The organism is Helcococcus massiliensis, from assembly GCF_900258485.1.
Classification (GTDB): Bacteria; Bacillota; Clostridia; order Tissierellales; family Peptoniphilaceae; genus Helcococcus; species Helcococcus massiliensis.
Genome location: NZ_OGVE01000003.1, coordinates 83657 through 105875, shown reverse-complemented (window position 1 = coordinate 105875; position 22219 = coordinate 83657). Strand labels below are relative to the sequence as shown.

The window sequence follows — 22219 nt, the reverse complement described above, 5'->3', positions numbered from 1 at the left end:
TTTTAAGTGAAAAAAATATTGACATTTGTCTTTTATAGTGATATATTTATTGAATACTAAATATAAAACAAAAATGGGTAAGTGGGCCAATTTTTGTTTTTGTGTTGGAAAGTTCTGTTACTTAACGGCCAAAATCCGCTGAATATACCAAATGAGAGGTGGCATATATGAATAATCATACAATTATGTATGGTAAAAGAGATAGAGAAAGTTTTTCAAGAATTGCTGAAGCCTTAGAATTGCCTAATTTACTGCACATTCAAAAGGGTTCATATGAATGGTTCTTGAAAGATGGTATAAAAGAAGTGTTTGAAGACATTTCACCGATTTTAGACCATTCAGGGAATATTCTTTTACAATTTTTAGACTACAAATTTGATGATGAACCAAAATATTCTGAACAAGAATCTAAAGATAGGGATGTTACATACTCTAAAAAAATGAGGGTAAACGTGCGTCTTATTATATTAGAAGATGGAAAACCAAAAGAAATAAAAGAACAAGAAGTTCTTATTATGGATGATTTTCCACTTATGACGGAAAATGGGACATTTATTATAAACGGAGCTGAAAGAGTTGTTGTTTCACAATTAGTAAGGTCTCCAGGTGTTTATTATAGTGAAGATTATGATAAAAATGGTAAAAAGACTATTTCTTCAACAGTTATACCTAATAGGGGTGCCTGGATAGAATACGATACAGATGCATATGGCGCCTTGACTATAAGGGTAGATAGGACCAGAAAACTTCCAGCTACAACCTTTATGAGGGCTTTAGCATTTGATACTACAGATGAAATAATTGAGGTGTTTGGTGAGTCTGAAGTTTTATCAGATACCCTAGAAAAAGAAGTTTCAAGAAATAAAGATGAAGCCCTTATTGAAATTTATAAAAAATTAAAACCTGGTGATCCTGCTTCAGTAGAAGCTGCAACAAGCTTATTAAATAATTTATTCTTTGATCCTAAGAGATATGATCTTTCAAAGGCAGGAAGATATACATTTAATAAAAAACTTGCTATTAGAAATAGGATAAGAGAAAAATATGCAGCAACTGACATCATAGATAAATATGGTGAAATCTTATTAAATAAAGATGAATTTATTAGCTTAGACAAGGCTATTGAAATTGAAAATGCAGGTATAAACTCTGTAGATGTTAAGTTAAGTCCAGAATCAGAAGAAATAATAAGAGTAGTTGGAAATAATTTTGTATCTATAGAAGTATTTGATGAACTAAAAGATTTAGATTTAGACTTATCTACTTTAAGAATTTCCGAAAAAGTACACTATCCTTCAATGGTAGATTTACTTGATAAGTTCACAGATGAAATGTCTGATAAAGACAAGATAAAATTATTAGTTGATAATAGAGAATTAATTTCTCCAAATACAGTTATTTTAGATGATTTAATAGCATCATTTTCATACCAACTAAACCTTTACCAAGGTGTTGGTAAAATTGATGATATTGATCACTTAGGAAATAGAAGAGTTAGATCAGTAGGAGAATTATTACAAAACCAATTCAGAATTGGTTTATCAAGAATGGAAAGAGTAATCAGAGAGAGAATGACTACTTCTGATGTAGACATGCTAACTCCACACAATCTGATAAATAATAGACCAGTTTCAGCTGCTATTAAAGAATTCTTTGGTTCATCACAATTGTCACAATTTATGGACCAAACAAATCCTATTTCAGAATTGACCCATAAGAGAAGATTATCTGCTTTAGGACCAGGTGGTTTATCTAGAGATAGGGCTGGTTATGAAGTTAGAGACGTTCATACTTCACACTATGGTAGAGTATGTCCGATTGAAACACCTGAAGGTCCAAACATAGGACTTATAACTTCTTTAACTACTTACGGAAGAATTAATGAATATGGATTTATTGAAACACCATATAGAAGAGTAGACAAGGGTACAGGTAGGGTAACAGATGACATTCATTACCTAACTGCAGATGAGGAAGATATTTATATCAAAGCTCAAGCTAACGAACCTTTAGATGAAAATGGATACTTTATAAATGAAAGAGTTTCATCAAGAGGTATCAACGGGGTTAACGACTTATTCCTTAAAGAAGACATTGATTACATGGACGTTTCACCTCAACAAATAGTATCAGTTGGTGCGGCCTTGATACCATTCTTAGAAAACGACGATGCTACCCGTGCTTTGATGGGGGCGAACATGCAGAGACAAGCTGTGCCACTATTAAAAGCTGAATCTCCAATTATAGGTACAGGTATTGAACATAGGACAGCCAAAGACTCTGGAGTAGTTATAGTTGCAAAAAATTCTGGTACAGTTACTTATGTTGGTGATGAAAGAATAGTAATTAAGAGAGATAAGGCGGATGAATTTGGAGTTAAGACTGATGAGTATAGCATTCTTAAATTCAAGAGAGCCAACCAAGGTACAACAATAAACCAAAGACCTATAGTAAAAGCTGGTGAACATGTAGAAGCTGGAGACATCATAGCTGATGGCCCTTCAACAGACATGGGTGAATTAGCCTTAGGTAAAAATATACTTATAGCATTTATGACATGGGAAGGTTACAACTACGAAGACGCCATGTTATTAAGTGAAAAATTAGTGATTGACGATGTTTTAACATCTGTTCATATTGAAGAACATACAGCAGAAGCTAGAGAAACTAAACTTGGACCAGAAGATATTACTAGAGATATACCTTCAATAGGTGAAGATATGAGAAAGAACCTTGATGAAGATGGAATCATAAGAATAGGTGCTGAAGTTCAAGCAGGAGATATTTTAGTTGGTAAGGTTACACCTAAGGGTGAAACAGAATTATCACCTGAAGAAAGATTGTTAAGAGCAATCTTTGGCGAAAAAGCTAGAGAAGTTAGAGATACTTCATTAAGGGTTCCTCATGGTGAAGCTGGGGTAGTTGTTGATATTAAACATTACTCAAAATCTAAGGGAGATGAATTAGCTCCTGGTATTAATGAAGTAATAAGAGTTTATATAGCAACTAAGAGAAAAATCTCAGTTGGTGATAAGATGTGTGGTCGTCACGGTAACAAGGGTGTTGTTTCTAGAATAATGCCTGTGGAAGACATGCCATTCTTACCAAATGGTGATCCAGTTCAAATAGTTTTAAACCCACTAGGGGTTCCTTCACGTATGAACATTGGACAAGTTTTAGAAGTTCACCTAGGTTTAGCTGCTAAAAAATTAGGTTGGAGAGTTGCTACACCAGTATTTGATGGTGCTTCAGATAAAGATATAGAAGAAACATTAGAAAAAGCTGGTTATGACAAGACAGGTAAGATTAGATTACGTGATGGTAGAACAGGTGATGAATTTGAAAATCCTGTTACTGTAGGTTACATGTACATGCTGAAATTACACCACTTAGTTGATGAAAAAATCCACGCAAGGTCTACAGGTCCTTACTCATTAGTTACCCAACAACCATTGGGTGGTAAGGCTCAATTTGGTGGACAAAGATTTGGTGAAATGGAAGTTTGGGCTCTTGAAGCTTACGGTGCTGCACATACTTTACAAGAAATGATGACTGTTAAATCAGACGATATAAATGGTAGAGTTAAGACTTATGAAGCTGTTGTTAAGGGGGAAAACATACCTGAACCAGGTACGCCTGAATCATTTAAGGTTCTAACCAAAGAACTTCAATCATTAGCCTTAAATGTTACCTTGTTGGATGAAAATAACCAAGAAGTTAAATTAGCTGAAAACACTGAAGAAATTGATGATTTCCGTCAAGTTGAACGTATGGCTGATGAAGAGAAAAAAGACCAAGTAGAGCAAGAAGAAGACCAATCATTTATTAAGTAAGTTCGAGAAAGGAGCACTTCTTAATGACAAGTTTTACATCAATACAAATTGGCTTAGCATCACCTGATATGATCAGAGATTGGTCAAGGGGCGAAGTCAAAAAACCAGAAACTATAAATTATAGAACATTAAAACCTGAAAAAGAAGGTCTATTCTGTCAAAAAATATTCGGACCAGTTAAGGACTATGAATGTGCTTGTGGTAAATATAAAAGAATAAGATACAAAGGCGTTATATGTGAAAAATGTGGTGTAGAAGTTACCAAATCAAAATTAAGACGTGAAAGAATGGGGCATATTGAACTTGCGGCTCCAGTTTCACACATTTGGTACTTCAAAGGAATACCATCTAGGATGGGACTTTTACTAGATTTAAGTCCTAAATCCCTAGAAAAAGTTCTTTATTATGCGAACTATATTGTACTTGATCCAGGTACAGTTGAAGGATTAGCTTACAAACAAATTTTAAGCGAAAATGAATACATGAACTTATATAGAGACCATGGCGATGAATTTGAAGCTGGAATAGGTGCAGAAGCTATAGGCAGACTCTTATCTGAAATAGATATGAACAAGTTGCATGATGAACTTGTTGAAGAAGCAGAGGATGCAAGTGGTCAAAAAAGAATTAGAATTTTAAGAAGGTTAGAGGTAACAGAGGCTTTCTTAGCTTCAGGTAATAAACCTGAATGGATGATTCTCCATAACCTACCTGTTATTCCACCAGATATAAGACCAATGGTTCAATTAGAAGGTGGCAGATTTGCAACATCAGATCTAAATGACCTATATAGAAGAGTTATTAACAGAAATAATAGACTAAAGAGATTATTAGAAATTGGAGCTCCAGATATAATTGTACGTAATGAAAAGAGAATGTTACAAGAATCTGTTGACGCTTTGATTGATAATGGTAGAAGAGGAAGACCTGTAACAGGAGCTTCAAATAGACCATTAAAATCTCTTTCTGATATGCTTAAGGGGAAAACAGGTAGATTTAGACAAAACTTACTAGGTAAGCGTGTTGACTATTCAGGACGTTCAGTAATTGTTGTAGGTCCAGAATTGGAAATTTACCAATGTGGTCTACCTAAAGACATGGCTTTGGAATTATTTAAACCATTTATTATGGAAAGATTAGTAGCAACATCTACTGCAAATAACATTAGATCTGCTAAGAAAATGGTTGAAAGGAAAAATCCTGAAGTATGGGGAGCTTTAGAAGAAGTTATTAAAGATCATCCAGTTTTACTAAACCGTGCTCCTACCTTACATAGATTGGGGATTCAAGCTTTTGAACCAATTCTAGTGGAAGGTAAGGCTATTAAGTTACATCCATTAGTATGTACTGCCTATAACGCTGACTTTGACGGTGACCAAATGGCTGTTCACTTACCATTATCAGCAGAAGCTCAAGCTGAAGCAAGGTTGTTGATGATGTCAACAAATAATATACTTGCACCAAAGGATGGTAAGCCAATTACTACACCTACTCAAGATATGGTTTTAGGTATTTATTATCTAACATCAGATTTTACATCTAAAGAGACAGAATATGTATTTTCTGACTATGATGAACTTATTAAAGCTTATGAAAACAAATTGATAAATCTACACTCAATCGTAGGTTTAAGAATTAAAAAAGACGATGAAGATAAGGGTAAAATAGTTAAATCTACTGTAGGTAGATTCATATTTAACAATGAAATACCACAAGATTTAGGCTTTGTTGATAGAAAGAAAGACCAATATTCATTAGAAATCGATCAATTAGTTGACTCAAAAATGTTATCTAAAATTATAGATAAGTCATTCCATAAATATGGAAATATGAGAACAGCTAGATTGCTTGACTATATAAAGAAGACAGGTTTTAATTACTCAACAAAGGCTGCTATATCAATAGGTATGGCTGACGTTACTATACCAGCTGAAAAACAAGGAATTGTTGATAGGGCTGATGAAAAGATTTTAGAAATTGAAGAGTACACTGAATTAGGTCTATATACTGAAGAAGAAAGATACAATCAAGTAATCAAAACTTGGGAAGATGCTACTGATGAAGTTACAGATGCGCTAATGCAAGACTTAGACAAGACAAATACCATAGCTATAATGGCTAACTCAGGTGCTAGAGGTTCTATTAGACAAATTAGACAGCTTGGTGGTATGCGTGGACTTATGGCATCTACAACAGGTAGGACTATAGAAATTCCAGTTAAAGCTAACTTCCGTGAAGGTTTATCAGTACAAGAATTCTTTATTTCAACTCACGGTTCTAGAAAAGGTTTAACAGATACAGCCTTAAGAACTGCTGACTCAGGATACTTAACAAGAAGACTTGTTGACGTTGCACAAGATGTAATTGTTCGTGAAGATGATTGTGGAACAAATTCTTATATAGAAGTTTCTGATATTTACGAAGGCAAGGAATTAATTGAAAAATTAAGAGATAGAATAGTTGGTAGAACTTCATTTGAGGATATTATAAATCCGGTTTCTGGTAAAATCATTGTTCACAAAAATGAAATTATCAGCGAAGATATGGCAGATGAAATAACAAAAGACCATATTCTAGAACAATTTAACGGTGAAAAAGAAATTATCAAGATTGACAAGGTAAAGATAAGATCAGCCTTAGAATGTAAAGCTAAACAAGGTGTATGTTCACTATGTTATGGTAGAAACTTGGCTACAGGTAAAAATACCAATGTAGGTGAAGCTGTAGGTATAATTGCTGCTCAATCTATCGGTGAACCTGGTACACAGCTAACCATGCGTACCTTCCACTCTGGTGGGGTTGCTGGAGGTGGAGCAATTACACAAGGTTTACCAAGGGTTGAAGAGTTATTTGAAGCTAGAAAACCTAAGGGCCAAGCTATAATAGCTAAAGAATCTGGTCAAGTGATTATTGATGATAGTGAAGATAGGATTAAAGTATTCATCAAAGATGAAGATGGTGAAACAAGTAAATACTTGTTACCATATCATGTAAATCCTGCTAGAAATGTTGTTGATGGATCCCATATTGAAAAGGGTGAAAAAATAACAGAAGGTTCTATTAATCCTCACGATTACTTAGAATTATTAGGACCTAAATCAGTACAAGATTATATTATAAAAGAAATCCAAAAAGTTTATAGGTTACAAGGTGTAGATATAGATGATAAGCATATTGAAATTATTATCAAACAAATGCTTCAAAAGGTTAATATCACAGAAAGTGGAGATAGTGAATTCTTAGTTGGATCACAACAAAACAAGAGAGATGTAGAAGCAGCAAATGAAAAGCTTGTTGAAGAAGGTAAAAAACCTGCAGAATTTGAATATGTTCTATTAGGTATTACTAAGGCTTCTATAGCCTCTGATTCATTCTTATCAGCTGCATCATTCCAAGAAACTACAAGAGTTTTAACAGATGCTGCTATAAAAGGTAAGAAAGATAATCTAATTGGATTGAAAGAGAATATTATAATTGGTAAATTGATACCAGCTGGTACAGGTATTGATAGATATAGTCATATTCAAGTAGATACAATAGAAGAAAAAGATCACAGTGAAGAACATCTTGTAGAATAAGGCTTATTCCTTGACATTCAAAACTTGTGATGGTAAAATAATACAGTCTAGGGCATACTATGCAATTTTGCGCGGTATGCCCGACAATAATCAACTATTTTGTTGATATATAAATTTAAAGAAAAGGAGGTGCAGAATGCCTACAATTAACCAACTAATTAGGAAAAATAGAAAAAGCGAAAGTAAAAAGTCAAATACACCAGCTTTAGGTTATAACTACAACACTCTAAAGAAGAGAAATACTAAATCAAATTCTCCTCAAAAGAGAGGTGTATGTACATCAGTTAGAACTGTAACACCTAAGAAACCTAACTCAGCTTTACGTAAAGTAGCTAGGGTAAGACTTACAAACGGAGCAGAAGTTCTATCATATATTCCTGGTATAGGACACAACTTACAAGAACACTCAGTTGTACTTATAAGAGGTGGTAGAGTAAAAGACTTACCTGGTGTTAGATACCACATTGTTAGAGGGGCTTTAGATACAGCAGGTGTTTCAAACAGAAAACAAGCTAGATCTAAATACGGTGCTAAGAAGGCTTAATTCGATTGCACAAATAAAAATTAAAGGTGCTTTTGTTTAGATTTATATATCAACAACAAGCGCACTTATCGATAGAAATATCGAGTACCAATGAATTATTTTTAATGGTAAGGAGGGAAGAGAAGTGCCAAGAAAAAATAGTGTTCCTAAAAGGGATGTTCTACCTGATCCAATATATGGTGATGTTGTAGTAACAAAATTAATAAACGCTGTTATGCTTGACGGTAAAAAAGGTGTTGCTCAAAAGATTGTTTACGGTGCATTTGAAGCTATCGCTGAACAAACTGGAGAAGAAGCATTAGAAGTTTTCCAAAAGGCTCTAAATAATGTTATGCCACTATTAGAAGTTAAAGCTAGAAGAATCGGTGGTGCAACATACCAAGTTCCAATGGAAGTTAGACCTGCAAGAAGACAAACTTTAGCCTTAAGATGGTTAGTTTTATACTCTAGAAATAGAGGAGAAAAAACAATGATCGAAAGATTAACTAAAGAAATCTTAGATGCATCAAACAACACTGGATCAAGCGTGAAGAAGAAAGAAGAAATGCACAGAATGGCAGAAGCTAATAGAGCTTTCGCACATTTCAGATACTAATTTAAAAAGGAGTAGAGAGTGCCAGATATCAGTTTAAAGGATATTAGAAATGTTGGGATAATGGCTCACATTGACGCTGGTAAAACAACAGTTACTGAGAGAATATTATTCTATACAGGTAAAATCCATAAAATGGGTGATACACACGATGGTACAGCTATCATGGATAGTATGGACCAAGAAAAAGAAAGAGGTATCACAATTGCTTCTGCTGCTACTACAGCTTACTGGAAAAATCATAAGATAAATATTATCGATACTCCAGGTCACGTAGACTTTACAGTAGAAGTAGAAAGATCTTTAAGAGTGCTTGACGGTGCAGTTGCATTATTCGACGCTAAAAGTGGTGTAGAACCACAATCAGAAACAGTTTGGAGACAAGCTGATAAGTATAACGTACCTAGAATTGCTTTTATCAATAAGATGGACGCAACAGGTGCTGACTTCTTAATGGCAGTTGACACAATTAAAGACAAATTAAAAGCTAACGCAGTACCAATACAATTACCAATCGGTAATGCTCATGACTTTAGAGGTATTATTGATTTAGTTGACATGGATGCTGTAACATATGACTTAGATGATGAAACCGGTGAATCAGCTCACCACGGTGAAATACCTGCAGACCAATTAGAAGATGCTAAATTATATAGAGATCAATTAATTGAAGCTGTAGCTGACACAGACGAAGATATCATGATGAAATACCTAGAAGGTGAAGAAATTTCATCTGAAGAATTAAGAACAGCAATTAGAAAAGCTACAATTGCTAGATCTATATATCCAGTATTATGTGGTTCAGCATACAAGAAGAGAGGGGTACAATCACTTATAGATGCAATGGTATACTACTTACCATCACCTATTGATATACCTGCTATTGTAGGTACTTTACCAAAGAAAACTGAAGAAGAAGAAACAGTAGAAGCAGAAAGACATGCAAATTTAGAAGAACCATTCTCAGCTTTAGCCTTTAAGGTTGTTACTGACCCATATGTAGGTAAGTTAACATACTTCAGAGTTTACTCAGGATCTATTGAATCAGGTTCTTATGTATACAACTCAACAAAAGGTAAGAGAGAAAGAATCGGACGTATTTTAGAAATGCACTCAAACCAAAGAAATGAATTAGATTCAATTTCTGCTGGTAACATTGGTGCAGCAATTGGTCTTAAGGATACAGGTACAGGTGATACTCTATGTGATCAAGATAATCAAATTATCTTAGAAAACATGGAATTCCCAGAACCAGTTATCTCTGTTGCTATTGAACCAAAAACTAAAGCTTCTCAAGAAAAGATGGGTGTTGCTTTATCTAAATTAGCTGAAGAAGATCCAACATTCCAAACATATTCAAACCAAGAAACCGGTCAAACAATTATTGCTGGTATGGGTGAGTTACACTTAGAAGTTATAGTTGATAGATTATTAAGAGAATTTAAAGTTGAAGCTAATGTTGGTAACCCACAAGTATCATATAGAGAATCTATTACTAAAGAAGCTGAAGCAGAAGGTAAATTTATACGTCAATCTGGTGGTAAAGGTCAATACGGACATGTTAAAATCAAAGTTAAACCTAATGAACCAGGTAAGGGTGTTGAATTTATCGACTCAATTGTTGGTGGTGTAGTTCCAAGAGAATACATCGGTTCAGTTGAAAAAGGTATTAGAGAAGCTTGTGATGCTGGTGTATTAGCTGGATATCCATTATTGGATATAGTAGTTGAACTATATGATGGTTCATACCACGAAGTTGACTCATCAGAAACAGCTTTCCAAATAGCTGGTGCTATGGCTCTAAGAGCTGCAGCTGAAAAAGCTGGTCCAGCACTATTAGAACCTATCGAAAAAGTTGAAGTAGTTACACCTGAAGAATATCTCGGTGATGTTATGGGTGACGTTTCATCTAGAAGAGGTAGAGTTGACGGTATGGGAACAAGAGAAGGTGTTCAAATCGTTGATGCTTTCATCCCACTATCAGAAATGTTTGGATATGCAACATCATTACGTTCAAACACACAAGGTCGTGCAACATACTCAATGCAATTTGACCACTATGAACAAGTTCCTAATAGTATAAAAGAAGAAATATTAGAAGGCAAAAAGTCATAAAACAAATTATAGGAGGAAAATATGGCTAAAGAAAAATTTGTTAAAGCAAAACCACACGTAAATATTGGTACCATTGGTCACGTTGACCACGGTAAAACAACTACAACTGCAGCTATAACACTTGTATTAAACAAGAGATTTGGCTCAGGTGAAGTTATGGACTACGAAAGTATTGATAAGGCTCCAGAAGAAAGAGCTAGAGGTATTACCATCAACGCTTCACACGTAGAATACGAAACAGAAAATAGACACTATGCTCACGTTGACACACCAGGCCACGCGGACTACGTAAAGAACATGATCACAGGTGCTGCACAAATGGACGGTGCTATCTTAGTAGTATCAGCAGCTGACGGTCCAATGCCACAAACAAGAGAACATATCTTACTTGCAAGACAAGTTGGTGTTCCAAAAATGGTTGTATTCTTAAACAAAGAAGACCAAGTTGACGACGCAGAATTAATCGAATTAGTAGAAATGGAAGTTAGAGAATTACTTTCAGAATACGGTTACGATGGAGATGAAACACCAATTACAGTTGGTTCAGCATTAAAAGCTTTAGAAGATCCAGATGGAGAATGGGGAGACAAGATTGTTTCATTAATGGAAACAGTTGACGAATGGATTCCTACTCCAGAAAGAGATACTGATAAACCATTCTTAATGCCAGTAGAAGACGTATTCTCAATCACAGGTAGAGGTACTGTTGCTACAGGTAGAGTAGACAGAGGTGTTGTAAAGGTTAACGATAAAGTTGAAATCGTTGGATTAAAAGACAAACCAGAAGAAGTTGTTGTAACAGGTGTTGAAATGTTTAGAAAACAATTAGACTTAGCTGAAGCTGGTGACAACATTGGTGCTCTATTAAGAGGTGTTACAAGAGATGACATCGAAAGAGGACAAGTTTTAGCAGCTCCAGGAACAATTAAACCACACACAAAGTTTGAAGGTGAAGTTTACGTATTAACAAAAGAAGAAGGTGGTAGACATACTCCATTCTTCTCAGGTTATAGACCACAATTTTACCTAAGAACAACAGACGTTACAGGTGATATCGAATTACCAGAAGGCGTAGAAATGGTTATGCCTGGTGATAACGCAACATTCACAATTACACTTATCTCACCAATAGCTATCGAAGAAGGATTAAGATTTGCTGTTAGAGAAGGTGGTAGAACAGTTGCTTCAGGTGTTGTAACAAAAATTATTGAATAATTAAAGTAAAAAGACTTTTGATTTTTTTCAAAAGTCTTTTTTTATGTAAAAAACTGGGACCTGAGGTCCCAGTTAAATTTATATTGTTATTATTCTTTAATTAAGTAGCCTGATTTTTCAAGCACAGGTCTTACAGCCATATAAATAATGTTTGCAATTATTACAGTTACTACAGCGTTGAATGCTGTAACTCCACCTGCTATTTTAGCTATAACAGAGGCTATTTCTTGTGGGTGTCCAAGTATATACATTTTATAGAAATATCCTACAAGTGGATCTGCGATTACATTGAATCCCATCCCGACTATTGATGCGACAAGTGCCCACTTTGCTATATATTTTTTATCATTTGATTTATTAATTCTCTTCATCTTATGTGCTATTAGTCCAACTATTAAACCTATAGATAACTTCAAAACAAAGGTTTTTGGTGCCGATAGGACATATTTGGGATCTAATAAGTCTCCTATAGTCATACCAATAGCACCTGCTAGTCCTCCATTAAGGCCACCTAAAAGCAAAGCAGCCAATACTAGAAATATATTTCCAAAGTGAATAGCAGTGTTACTATCTGTACCAGGAATAGGTATATCTATTTTTAGAAACCTAAAGCTCACAAAACACAAAGCAGCCAATAAACCAATCTGTGTAATTGTATTAGTTTTTTTATTCATAATTCCTCCTTATTAACTCCATTTTAAGTTTATCAAATATATAACAAATGTCAAAAAGAAAAAACCACCCTATATAGGATGGTTTAAGGAAGTATTATATTAATCTTCTAAGTCATGAATTATAACACCTTGAACAACCCTGTTAACAGTACCGGATTCAGAAGGTGTATCTGTTAGGTTACCAACATGTACAGAGGCTATTACTGAGAATAGTTGTGCTATAACTACGTAGACTAAGGCTAGGTAAGCATCTTCTACATCAGAATCTATATTTACTAGGTATTGGTCGAAGTCAGCATCTATCTTAGAATTACTAATAGCTAATGTTCTATCAGCTATTTTGTCATGGTAAACTTCATTTAAGATATCTATATCATATTTTCTTGTGTATGGATCATTGGAAATAAATCCTACTACAAATGTTTTTTCATCTACATAAGATTTTGGACCATGTCTAAATCCTAAGCTTGATTCAAACATTGCAGATACTTTACCAGCAGTTAGTTCTAATATTTTTAGTCTAGCTTCATTGGTAAGAGCAAATAAAGGACCAGATCCTAAGTAAATTATACGGTTAAAATCAAAATCTACTAAATTATTTATTTTTTCTTCGTCTGATAATATATCATTAGATGCTTTAATAATTGATTTTACACGTTTTTCTTTATCTTCACTTGAAAGAGTATCAAATACTAATAAAGCACTTAAAACCATGGATGTAAATGATGAGGTCATAGCAAAACCTTTGTCATTTGTACCTTCAGGCATTATTAAAACATGAGCATTATCTTTTTCTCTTAAATTAACAGCTAATTTACCTTCATCAGCACAGGTAATAGCTAGATGGTAAATATTATCTATTAGCTTATTAGCTAATTCTACAGCAGCTAAACTTTCTGGTGAATTACCACTTCTAGCAAATGAAACTAGTAGGGTAGGCCTATTTCTTAAATAAAGTTTTGGTGAAGCTACAATATTTGTAGTTGCAATTGATTCAAATTCAAAGTTATCATTATTTTTTAAATAATCAACAATAGTATTTCCAACAAATTCTGAAGTACCGGCACCTGTGAAAATTACTTTTACTTTTTCATCATTTGCCTTAATTAATTTATCTAAAAATTCTCTTATCTTTTCTTCTTCATTAATGTAATTATCATAAGCTACTTGCCATTTTTCTGGTTGGTGGCTAATTTCTGATAATGTATTTGCATAATGCTTAGGATCCACATTAGTATTTTTAATTTTAAACATATTTCCTCCTAAATTATATTGGTTACTACCATTTAAAGTGTATTACAAATTTAAAATTTAATCAAGTATTTAAATCAAAAAAAATGAAAATCAAAATATTTAATATATTAAAAAAAATTAATATATTAATAAAACATATAAATATTGCTGTTTTGAGTATTTAAAAATTTAACTTTTAATAATATTATTTGAACTAACAAATTATGAATAGGTTGTCAAAATAAAAATATGCTGATATACTTAGGCTAATGAATGAAAAATCATAATATTTTGGGGGATTAAATGCCAACATTTAGGGAAATTTTATCTTCGGCTATAGCTTTATTCATAATAATAGCTATTTTTTTAATTATCATTCAAATTATCAATGCCATAAAATTAAACAAGCAAAAGGAAAAATTTAGAAACATTCATCTAAACTTAAAGCAAGGAGATGAAGTATTGCTTGCTAGTGGCATTTTTGGAAGGGTTAAAAAAATCCAAGAAGAATATGTAATTTTAGAAATAGCTAAAAATGTAGAAGTTAAAGCTAGTAGATATAGTATAAGTCAAATAATTTAATAGGAGGAAATATGCCAAATATAATGTTAACAAGGATTGACAATAGGTTAATCCACGGTCAAGTAGCTACACAATGGACAAGCTATGTGGGAGCAAATTTATTATTAGTTGCTAATGATAAGGTTGCAAATGACAAGATGAGGCAAGGTTTGATGGATATGGCGGCACCAACAGGGGTTGCTACTAGATATTTCACTATCCAAAAAACTATTGATGTAATAGGAAAAGCTGCTGATAGGCAAAAGATTTTTATTATATGTGAAACACCTCAAGATGTTCTAAGATTAGTTGAAGGTGGAGTCCCAATAGATAAAGTAAATGTTGGAAATATGCATATGGCAGAAGGAAAAAGAGTTGCTGTTGGAGTTGTAGCGGTAGACGATGACGATGTTGCAGCATTCAGAGCTTTAAGAGACAAAGGTGTAAAAATAGAGGTACAAAAAGTACCGTCAGAAGCTAAAGAAAACGCGGAAAAACTTTTTATCTAACAAGTAGATAAAATTTGCTAAAACTATAAATATACTAAGGAGGAAAAGTATGGATTATAGTATTATACAAGTCTTACTAGTCTTTGTTGTAACATTTATAGCAGCGATAGATCAATTCAGTTTCTTAGAATCATTCTATCAACCTATAGTGATAGGTCCATTAATTGGTGCTATTTTAGGAGATGTTAACTCAGGACTTGTAGTAGGGGCAACTTATCAATTACTAACAATTGGTAATATGCCAGTTGGTGGAGCGCAACCACCTAACGCAGTTATTGGTGGTATCATGGCTACTGTTTTCGCAGTTACATCAGGATTTGAACCTGGAGCAGCAGCTGCAGCAGCAATACCATTTGCTTTATTAGGTCAATATGGTGTTACATTCCTATTTACATTAATGTCACCTTTAATGGCTAAGGCAGATTCTTACGCTAGAGAAGCTAATCCAAAAGGTATCGTTAAATTAAACTACTTTGCAATGGCTTTATTAGGAACAATTTTTGGAATTATCGTTTTAATATTCTTCCTAGCAGGCGCAAGATACGGTAAGATTATAGCTGACGCTATACCAGAATGGTTAATGAATGGTTTAGGAGCAGCAGGTGGTATGATGAGATACGTTGGTTTCGCAATCTTATTAAAGGTTATGATTTCCAAAGACTTATGGGGATTCTACTTTGCAGGCTTCGCATTAGCAGTTATAGTTGCAGCAACAGGAAAATTAGGTGGATCAGCATTACTACTATTAGCTTTAATAGGTTTTGCAATAGCATTCTGGGATTACCAAATCCATACAAAATTAAAGGATGTTGAAATATCAGGAGGAGATCAAGATGGAATATAATTTACCAAATGAATACAATGATTTAAATCCTGCTCCACAATTAGATAAAAAGACTCTTAATAAAATGGTGTGGAGATCTTTATTCTTACAAGCATCATTTAACTATGAAAGAATGCAGGCAGCAGGTTGGTTATATGGTATTTTACCAGGATTAGAAAAAATTCATACAGATAAAGAAGACCTAGCCACATCAATGGGTCACAACTTAGAGTTCTTTAATACGCACCCATTCCTAGTAACATTCGTTATGGGGATAGTATTGTCATTAGAACAAAACAAGGCTGATGTACAAACAATTCGTGCCGTTAGAGTTTCAGCTATGGGACCTTTAGGTGGTATAGGTGATGCTTTATTCTGGTTCACACTTGTTCCAATATTAGCAGGTATAACATCAAATATGGCCTTACAGGGTCAAATAATAGCACCATTTATATTCCTATTTGTATTTAACTTATTCCAATTTGGATTACGTTATTGGTTAATGCATTGGTCATATAAGATGGGTACAAATGCTATTGATGTATTTACAGCTAATGCAAAAGAATTTACAAGAGCAGCATCAATCTTAGGTGTATTCGTTGTTGGTGCTTTAACATGTCTATATGGTGCAACAGAAACTAAATTAGAAATTCCTAATGGTAAAACAAACGTTGCAGTACCAGTAGTGGCCGTTGTTGACAATGCAGATTTACCAGATTATGCTGAATACTTATATGAAAAAGATGAAAATGGTAATGTAACAGAAAAATTACAACCATCAGCAAGTATAGTTGATCTTGAAAATGGAAAATCTCAAATTAACTTCACAAGAAACGAAGAACAAGATGTAACAATTAATGTTCAAGAAATTCTAGATGGAATAGTTCCAAATGCAATTCCATTAGGACTTACAATGCTATTATATTATTTATTTACTAAGAAAAAATGGACACCAATATATGGTATTGGTCTATTATTAGTAATAGGTATTGTAGGTGGATACCTAGGAGTATTCTAGTATGAAAAATGGTGTAATAATAGCTGCCCATGGAGAATTTGCTAAGGGATTAAAGTCAGGACTTGATTTAGTAGTTGGTCAAATGTCAAATCTAAGAGTAGTAAACTTTATAGAAGGAGACACATATGATACTATAGATAAGGCCTTAAATGAAGCTTATGATGACCTAAAAGATTCAAAAAATATTTTAATAATAACTGATTTGAAGGGTGGAACACCTTTCAACAGGTCTGTAAGCTTGTTTAATGATAAAGACAATGTCAGAGTATTATCTGGATTAAACTTTGCCTTAACTTATCAAGCCTTGGTTTCAGAAGAAGAAGATATTGATAAATACCTAAATGAAGTAATAGAAACTGGAAAGGAATCAATAGACTACTTTGCTATCCTAGCAAAAGAAGAAGATGATGAATTAGATGGTATTTAATAAATAAAAAAGAAACGTTGTGATTTATTCACAACGTTTTTTTATGTTTTATGGTGCTGGAAACAGGACTTGAACCCGCAACCAACTGATTACGATTCAGTTGCTCTACCAATTGAGCCATTCCAGCCTGGCGGAGAAGACAGGATTTGAACCTGCGTGGGCTTTTATACCCTAACGGTTTTCGAGGCCGCCCCGTTATGACCGCTTCGGTACTTCTCCAAATACACTATATATAATATCATATTCTTATTTTATATTAAAAATATACTTTACTAAAAACAAAATTATTGGGTATAATAAATAAGAATTTTGATTTAAGGAGTTTTTTTATGATTAGATATGCAACAGTAAAAGATGCTATGTTTATCCAAGAAATATTGGATAAATCATTAGGTTATAAGGTTGACTTAAAGAGGGTTGTAGAACAAATAGATGATATAAACCACAATTCTCAACAGGAAGTTTTAGTTTATGAAGATGAAGAAAACCAAAGAGTTGTAGGATTTTTAGATTTTTATTTATATAGAAGTTTATATATGGGAACAGGATTTAGAATATCTACTTTGGCTGCTCATCCAGATTATCAAGGTAAGGGTATAGGTGGAAAGTTGGTTAAAGAAGTTGAGGAAATAGCAAATAAACAAAACCTTGATTTTATTATTCTAAATTCAGGAGTTGAAAAAGAAGCGGCCCATAAGTTTTATGAAAAAAATGACTATGAATACGAAAAAACACAGAAAAGATTTATTAAAAGTTTAAAATAATTAATATTTTATTTATCCTCCTAATTCATATATAATATATATTGAATGTGGAGGATGAAATGGCAAAATTATATTTTAGATATGGGGCAATGAATTCAGGTAAATCAACAGCTCTTATGCAAGTTGCTTACAACTATGAAGAAAGAGGGATGAAGGTTAGAATTCTTAAGCCTAAGATAGATTCCAAAGGGGATGATAAACTTGTTTCAAGATTAGGGGTTACTAGAAAGGTAGATTATCTAATTGATGAAGAAGATAATCTTTTTGATTCTTTTTCTAAGATTGAAAATGGGGAAAGAATATCATGTATACTAGTTGATGAATCTCAATTTTTATCTGCTGATCAAATAGACCAATTATTAAATATAGCAGTGATTAAAGACGTACCTGTTATATGTTATGGTTTAAGGACAGACTTTAAGACTCAGGGTTTTAGTGGATCTCAAAGATTATTATTAGTAGCTCATTCACTTGAAGAATTAAAAACTATTTGTAGATGTGGTAAGAAAGCGATATTCAACGGGAGAAAAATTAATGGAATATTCGTTTTTGAAGGAGACCAAATTTCTATAGATAATAATGATAAAGTTGATTATGAAGCCATGTGTGCTAACTGCTATTTCAAGAGAATGGAAGAAGAAAAGGAAAGATTAGGCGGAAGCCAATTATCATTTTAATACATAAAATATTACAAAACTGTCATAATGTTGACAGTTTTTTTTATTTTAAATTTGTTATGATATTTTCAGGTGGTGAAATATGAAAAAAATAAATATATTTTTTAAGGATACTTACTATGGAGAAAGATTAAAAGATTTTTTATCAAAAGAATTAAAGTCTTTTGATATAGTATGTAAAAACAATATTGATGATCTTGAATTATCTACTTTAACTATCACAGATTATGATATAAAGAAAGAATATTGGTCATTAAAGTTATCAACTGATAAAGAGAAATATCAAGCTATTGATAAGCTATCTACTTTGATTAAAAATGAATATGACAAAAATAAAAGGAAGTACGAAGGAGCTAAAATAATATCATTTGTTAACCTTTCTTCTAACGAGCTTCAAAATGACTTTCTAAATAAAACTTTACTAAATATTGGTGCTAAAGCGAAACTTTTACTAGTTGACATGACTAATTTTTACTTGTTCAGCAAAGATAATTCTCAAATATCAGTAGATAATCTTCTTCTAAATAAAAATAAAGAAAATAGCTTTTTAACAAATAAAATTCAAAACTATTATTACCTATCAAATACTAGAATTCCTTTAGAAATGGACAAAGAGATTAATTATTCAAAGGTCTTAGAATGTGTGAAAAAATCGGACTATGAGTATATTATAATTAATCTTAGCTCCTATATTAACCAAAAAAACAAATATTTGTTAAATAAATCTGATTCTATAATATTCTTTAATCAAAAATTAGAAAATCATTATTCAAAAGATAAATATGCTAATATTTTAGATACTTTAATAAATTCGGACATTCCAAGAATAGAAGTTTATCAAAATAAAAAGATTACAAAAATTACTAATCAAAACAATGAAAATTTAACTTTTAACCAATTTATAGGTGAATTATGTTAGATATTGACCAATTAAGAAAACAAATCGATAATTCTGATATTTTAAAATTAAATGATGAAGAATTGATTATTTATCTAAATAACTATATTTTATCTTATGCTTCAAAAAATAAAATTGAACTTGAAATAGACCAAGTAAATAAGTATAGCAAGGAATTGTTCTATGACCTTAGAGGTTTGGGAATTTTAGAATATTTCTTAGAGGATGATTTAATTAATGAAATAATGATAAATTCATATAATCAAATCTATATTGAAAAAGAAGGAAATATTTTTAAATCTCATATCAGCTTTAGGTCAGAAAAAGAACTGGATAGGATAATCCAAAAAATAGTTAGCGATTCTGGTAGAGAAGTTAATATTTCCAATCCAATTGTGGATGCAAACTTATATGATGGTTCAAGAGTCAATATTGTTTTACCACCAATTAGTAACCATAATCCAATAATTACTATTAGAAAATTTTCCAAGCACAAATTAAGTATGAAAGATTTAATCCATAGTGGAAGTCTAACTGAAGAACTTGCAGTTTTTTTAGAAAAACTTGTTAAAGCTAAATATAACATTATTATTGGAGGAGGTACATCATCAGGGAAGACAACATTTTTGAATGCTTTATCAAATTTTATTGATGATAATGAAAGGATTATAACCATAGAAGATTCTAGAGAGCTGCAAATTCAAAACAAGAAAAATCTAATTAGTCTGCAAACTAGAAATTCTAACAGTTCTAACAAGGGTAAGGTCACTATAAAAGATCTTATTAAAAATTCGCTTAGGATGAGACCCGATAGGATTATAGTAGGAGAGGTTAGGTCAGATGAAACAGTTGATATGCTTCAAGCTATGTCTACTGGTCATGATGGATCCTTATCAACCGCTCATGCTAATTCGGCTAAGGATATGATATCTAGATTAGAAACCATGGTCCTAAGATCAGGAGAAAAAATTCCTATTGAAGCTGTTAGACGTATGATAAATTCTTCGATAGAAATTTTAATTCACCTAGACAGGGTAGATTCAAAAAGAAGAAGAGTTATCGAGGTTGCTGAAATGCTTAAAGATGATTCTGGTGATTTAATGATAAAAAGTCTTTATAAATATAATTATAAAACAGACAAGATTGAGTTTAGCGATAATCTTACTAATAAGGATAAATTAGAAAGGTGGATAGCTAATGGATAGAGTAAAGGTGAAAAGTCTTATAATAACTTATATTATTATATTTTTATATGCTTATATTTTCTTTGAGAAATTAATATTAGCCTTATTCATTGCTTTCTTTGCATCTTTCAAATTATATATTATAGTTTATGAGTATTTAAATAGACTGAATTTTAAAAACAAACGAATCATGTTTAGAGAATTCTTGGATATATTAAATTCTAATTTAATTTCTGGTCAAAACCTATATCAAGCTTTAGATAACACACGTTTGGAACTTAAAAATCTTTTTACTATAGATAGTGAGATAGTTATGTTAACTGAGAAAGTTATAGAAGATATAAATAATGGCTTTAGTATGGAAGATGCACTATTAGATTTTAAGAAAAATATTAACTTAGAAGAAGCTAACATTTTTATAGATAGTTTACTTATTTCTTTGAAATCTGGGATTAATGTATCCGAAGTTACCTATAATGCTAAAGAAATATTAAATGAAAATATATCATTAGAGCTTGAATTATCAACTATTACGGATAATGGTAAAAAGGAATTCTTAATAATGTGTATATTGCCAATGTTTGTAATGGTTATGTTAAGGATGAATAATCCTGGGCAATTAACCTATATTGATTATTTAATTAGATTTCCAATATTTATTTTAATACTTGTATCATTTTATTTTGGAAATAAAATTGTAAGTAAGGAGATTTAATGCTAAGTATAATTTTGCTTGTGATAAGCGTTTTAATCCATTTTATATTTCTTATATATTCTTATATTCATAGGGAAGAAATAGATTATATAGGTAAAAATATAAGGATTGAGTCAAAGTATCTTGGGTATTTTTTACCCTTCATGTTATTAATAAAAAACAAGAATGAATTATTTAACTTAATAACTTCAAGTAAGCTTAAAATAGCTATAAAAAATCATTATGGAGAAAATATCTACGAAGATTTTTTACTCATACACCAAGCTAAAAAGTTAATGTTTCTTTATTATTCTAATATTTTCTTTATTATCGCATTTTCCTTATCTACAGAAAAAATATTTATTCTAATTTATCCAATATTTGTCGGAATTTTTCTTTATTATTTAGACCATATAGAAATTAAAAAATATTTAAAAATCCAAAACAAAATGAAATCTGACCTACCAAATTTTGTGTCTAGACTTTCCTTGATGCTTGAATCTGGTATAAATTTAAGGGATTCTTTAAATTATATAGTCGAAAAATCGAATGATGGGATAAGTCAGAATATAGCAGAAGTTTTGACTATGGTAAGAAATGGTATGTCTGAAGAAGAGGCTTTCAATAGTATTTCTATAAAAAATGAAGATATTTTAATTAGGAAGTTTATTAGCAGTATAGTACAAAATTTTAAAACAGGTTCAGATGATATAAATCAATCACTGACGCTTATAAAAAAAGAAACTAATGAATATAGAAAGACTCAAGTCATATTGGAAAGTCAAGAAGTAAATAGGAAGCTATTAATACCTAATATAGTCATATTTGTAGGTATAATGCTCACAGTAATGTTGCCAGTGCTTTTAAATACACTATAAGG

Annotated in this window: 19 protein-coding genes and 2 tRNA genes; 17 read left to right on the top strand and 4 right to left on the bottom strand. The window is 32.1% G+C overall.

The window, feature by feature from the left end; genetic code table 11:
• The first annotated feature begins 167 nt into the window (after positions 1–167).
• The 6 genes from rpoB (at position 168) to tuf (ending at position 11877) form a co-directional block, all read left to right on the top strand.
• Entirely contained in the window at positions 168–3833 is a 3666-nt protein-coding gene (gene rpoB / locus C4Q29_RS03840; protein ID WP_103981494.1) for a DNA-directed RNA polymerase subunit beta, read from the top strand.
• Between the two features lie 23 nt (positions 3834–3856).
• Positions 3857–7411, top strand: coding sequence for a DNA-directed RNA polymerase subunit beta' (gene rpoC / locus C4Q29_RS03835; RefSeq protein WP_103981493.1), 3555 nt, complete (start codon positions 3857–3859; stop codon positions 7409–7411).
• A gap of 136 nt (positions 7412–7547) precedes the next feature.
• On the top strand, positions 7548–7955 hold the full coding sequence (gene rpsL / locus C4Q29_RS03830) for a 30S ribosomal protein S12 (RefSeq protein ID WP_103981492.1): 408 nt from the start codon (positions 7548–7550) through the stop codon (positions 7953–7955).
• Between the two features lie 124 nt (positions 7956–8079).
• A complete protein-coding gene (rpsG, locus tag C4Q29_RS03825) occupies positions 8080–8550 on the top strand; it encodes a 30S ribosomal protein S7 (RefSeq protein WP_103981491.1) in 471 nt (156 codons plus the stop codon).
• 60 nt (positions 8551–8610) lie between these two features.
• Positions 8611–10662, top strand: coding sequence for an elongation factor G (fusA, locus tag C4Q29_RS03820; RefSeq protein WP_234994042.1), 2052 nt, complete (start codon positions 8611–8613; stop codon positions 10660–10662).
• A 21-nt stretch (positions 10663–10683) separates the two neighbouring features.
• Positions 10684–11877, top strand: coding sequence for an elongation factor Tu (gene tuf, locus C4Q29_RS03815; RefSeq protein ID WP_103981489.1), 1194 nt, complete (start codon positions 10684–10686; stop codon positions 11875–11877).
• Positions 11878–11966: 89 nt separating this feature from the next.
• Here tuf and C4Q29_RS03810 read toward each other — a convergent pair whose 3' ends face one another.
• Positions 11967–12551 (bottom strand): ECF transporter S component, encoded by a 585-nt coding sequence (locus tag C4Q29_RS03810; protein ID WP_103981488.1) that lies wholly within the window; start codon positions 12549–12551, stop codon positions 11967–11969.
• 99 nt (positions 12552–12650) lie between these two features.
• Positions 12651–13805 carry an SIS domain-containing protein gene (locus C4Q29_RS03805; protein ID WP_103981487.1) on the bottom strand — a complete coding sequence of 385 codons (1155 nt, stop codon included), beginning with the start codon at positions 13803–13805 and terminating at the stop codon, positions 12651–12653.
• 282 nt (positions 13806–14087) lie between these two features.
• On the opposite strand from C4Q29_RS03805, the gene yajC reads away from it, so the two are divergent.
• The 5 genes from yajC to C4Q29_RS03780 are packed head-to-tail and all read left to right on the top strand — an operon-like array spanning position 14088 to position 17122.
• On the top strand, positions 14088–14366 hold the full coding sequence (gene yajC / locus C4Q29_RS03800) for a preprotein translocase subunit YajC (protein WP_103981486.1): 279 nt from the start codon (positions 14088–14090) through the stop codon (positions 14364–14366).
• 11 nt (positions 14367–14377) lie between these two features.
• A complete protein-coding gene (gene agaV / locus C4Q29_RS03795; RefSeq protein WP_103981485.1) occupies positions 14378–14854 on the top strand; it encodes a PTS N-acetylgalactosamine transporter subunit IIB in 477 nt (158 codons plus the stop codon).
• Positions 14855–14903: 49 nt separating this feature from the next.
• The gene (locus tag C4Q29_RS03790; protein WP_103981484.1) at positions 14904–15698 is read left to right on the top strand and encodes a PTS mannose/fructose/sorbose/N-acetylgalactosamine transporter subunit IIC; all 795 of its coding nucleotides are present in this window, start codon (positions 14904–14906) and stop codon (positions 15696–15698) included.
• On the top strand, positions 15688–16695 hold the full coding sequence (locus tag C4Q29_RS03785) for a PTS system mannose/fructose/sorbose family transporter subunit IID (protein WP_103981483.1): 1008 nt from the start codon (positions 15688–15690) through the stop codon (positions 16693–16695). Before C4Q29_RS03790 ends, C4Q29_RS03785 begins: the two co-directional genes overlap by 11 nt.
• 1 nt (position 16696) lies before the next feature.
• Positions 16697–17122 carry a PTS sugar transporter subunit IIA gene (locus C4Q29_RS03780; protein ID WP_103981482.1) on the top strand — a complete coding sequence of 142 codons (426 nt, stop codon included), beginning with the start codon at positions 16697–16699 and terminating at the stop codon, positions 17120–17122.
• Positions 17123–17173: 51 nt separating this feature from the next.
• Here C4Q29_RS03780 and C4Q29_RS03775 read toward each other — a convergent pair.
• Both C4Q29_RS03775 and C4Q29_RS03770 read right to left on the bottom strand, forming a co-directional pair.
• Positions 17174–17249: transfer RNA gene (locus C4Q29_RS03775), tRNA-Thr, on the bottom strand.
• 1 nt (position 17250) lies between these two features.
• Positions 17251–17341, bottom strand: a tRNA-Ser gene (locus C4Q29_RS03770).
• Positions 17342–17451: 110 nt separating this feature from the next.
• Between C4Q29_RS03770 and C4Q29_RS03765 the strand changes: the two genes are divergently transcribed.
• The 6 genes from C4Q29_RS03765 (at position 17452) to C4Q29_RS03740 (ending at position 22217) form a co-directional block, all read left to right on the top strand.
• The gene (locus C4Q29_RS03765) at positions 17452–17886 is read left to right on the top strand and encodes a GNAT family N-acetyltransferase (protein WP_103981481.1); all 435 of its coding nucleotides are present in this window, start codon (positions 17452–17454) and stop codon (positions 17884–17886) included.
• Positions 17887–17945: 59 nt separating this feature from the next.
• Positions 17946–18563, top strand: coding sequence for a thymidine kinase (locus C4Q29_RS03760; RefSeq protein WP_103981480.1), 618 nt, complete (start codon positions 17946–17948; stop codon positions 18561–18563).
• Positions 18564–18645: 82 nt separating this feature from the next.
• Positions 18646–19482: a hypothetical protein gene (locus tag C4Q29_RS03755; RefSeq protein WP_103981479.1), complete on the top strand. Its 837-nt coding sequence runs from the start codon at positions 18646–18648 to the stop codon at positions 19480–19482.
• The gene (locus C4Q29_RS03750) at positions 19476–20666 is read left to right on the top strand and encodes a TadA family conjugal transfer-associated ATPase (RefSeq protein ID WP_103981478.1); all 1191 of its coding nucleotides are present in this window, start codon (positions 19476–19478) and stop codon (positions 20664–20666) included. Before C4Q29_RS03755 ends, C4Q29_RS03750 begins: the two co-directional genes overlap by 7 nt.
• The gene (locus C4Q29_RS03745) at positions 20659–21360 is read left to right on the top strand and encodes a type II secretion system F family protein (RefSeq protein WP_103981477.1); all 702 of its coding nucleotides are present in this window, start codon (positions 20659–20661) and stop codon (positions 21358–21360) included. The genes C4Q29_RS03750 and C4Q29_RS03745 overlap by 8 nt, the downstream gene beginning before the upstream one ends.
• A complete protein-coding gene (locus C4Q29_RS03740) occupies positions 21360–22217 on the top strand; it encodes a type II secretion system F family protein (RefSeq protein WP_103981476.1) in 858 nt (285 codons plus the stop codon). The genes C4Q29_RS03745 and C4Q29_RS03740 overlap by 1 nt, the downstream gene beginning before the upstream one ends.
• Positions 22218–22219 lie beyond the last annotated feature (2 nt).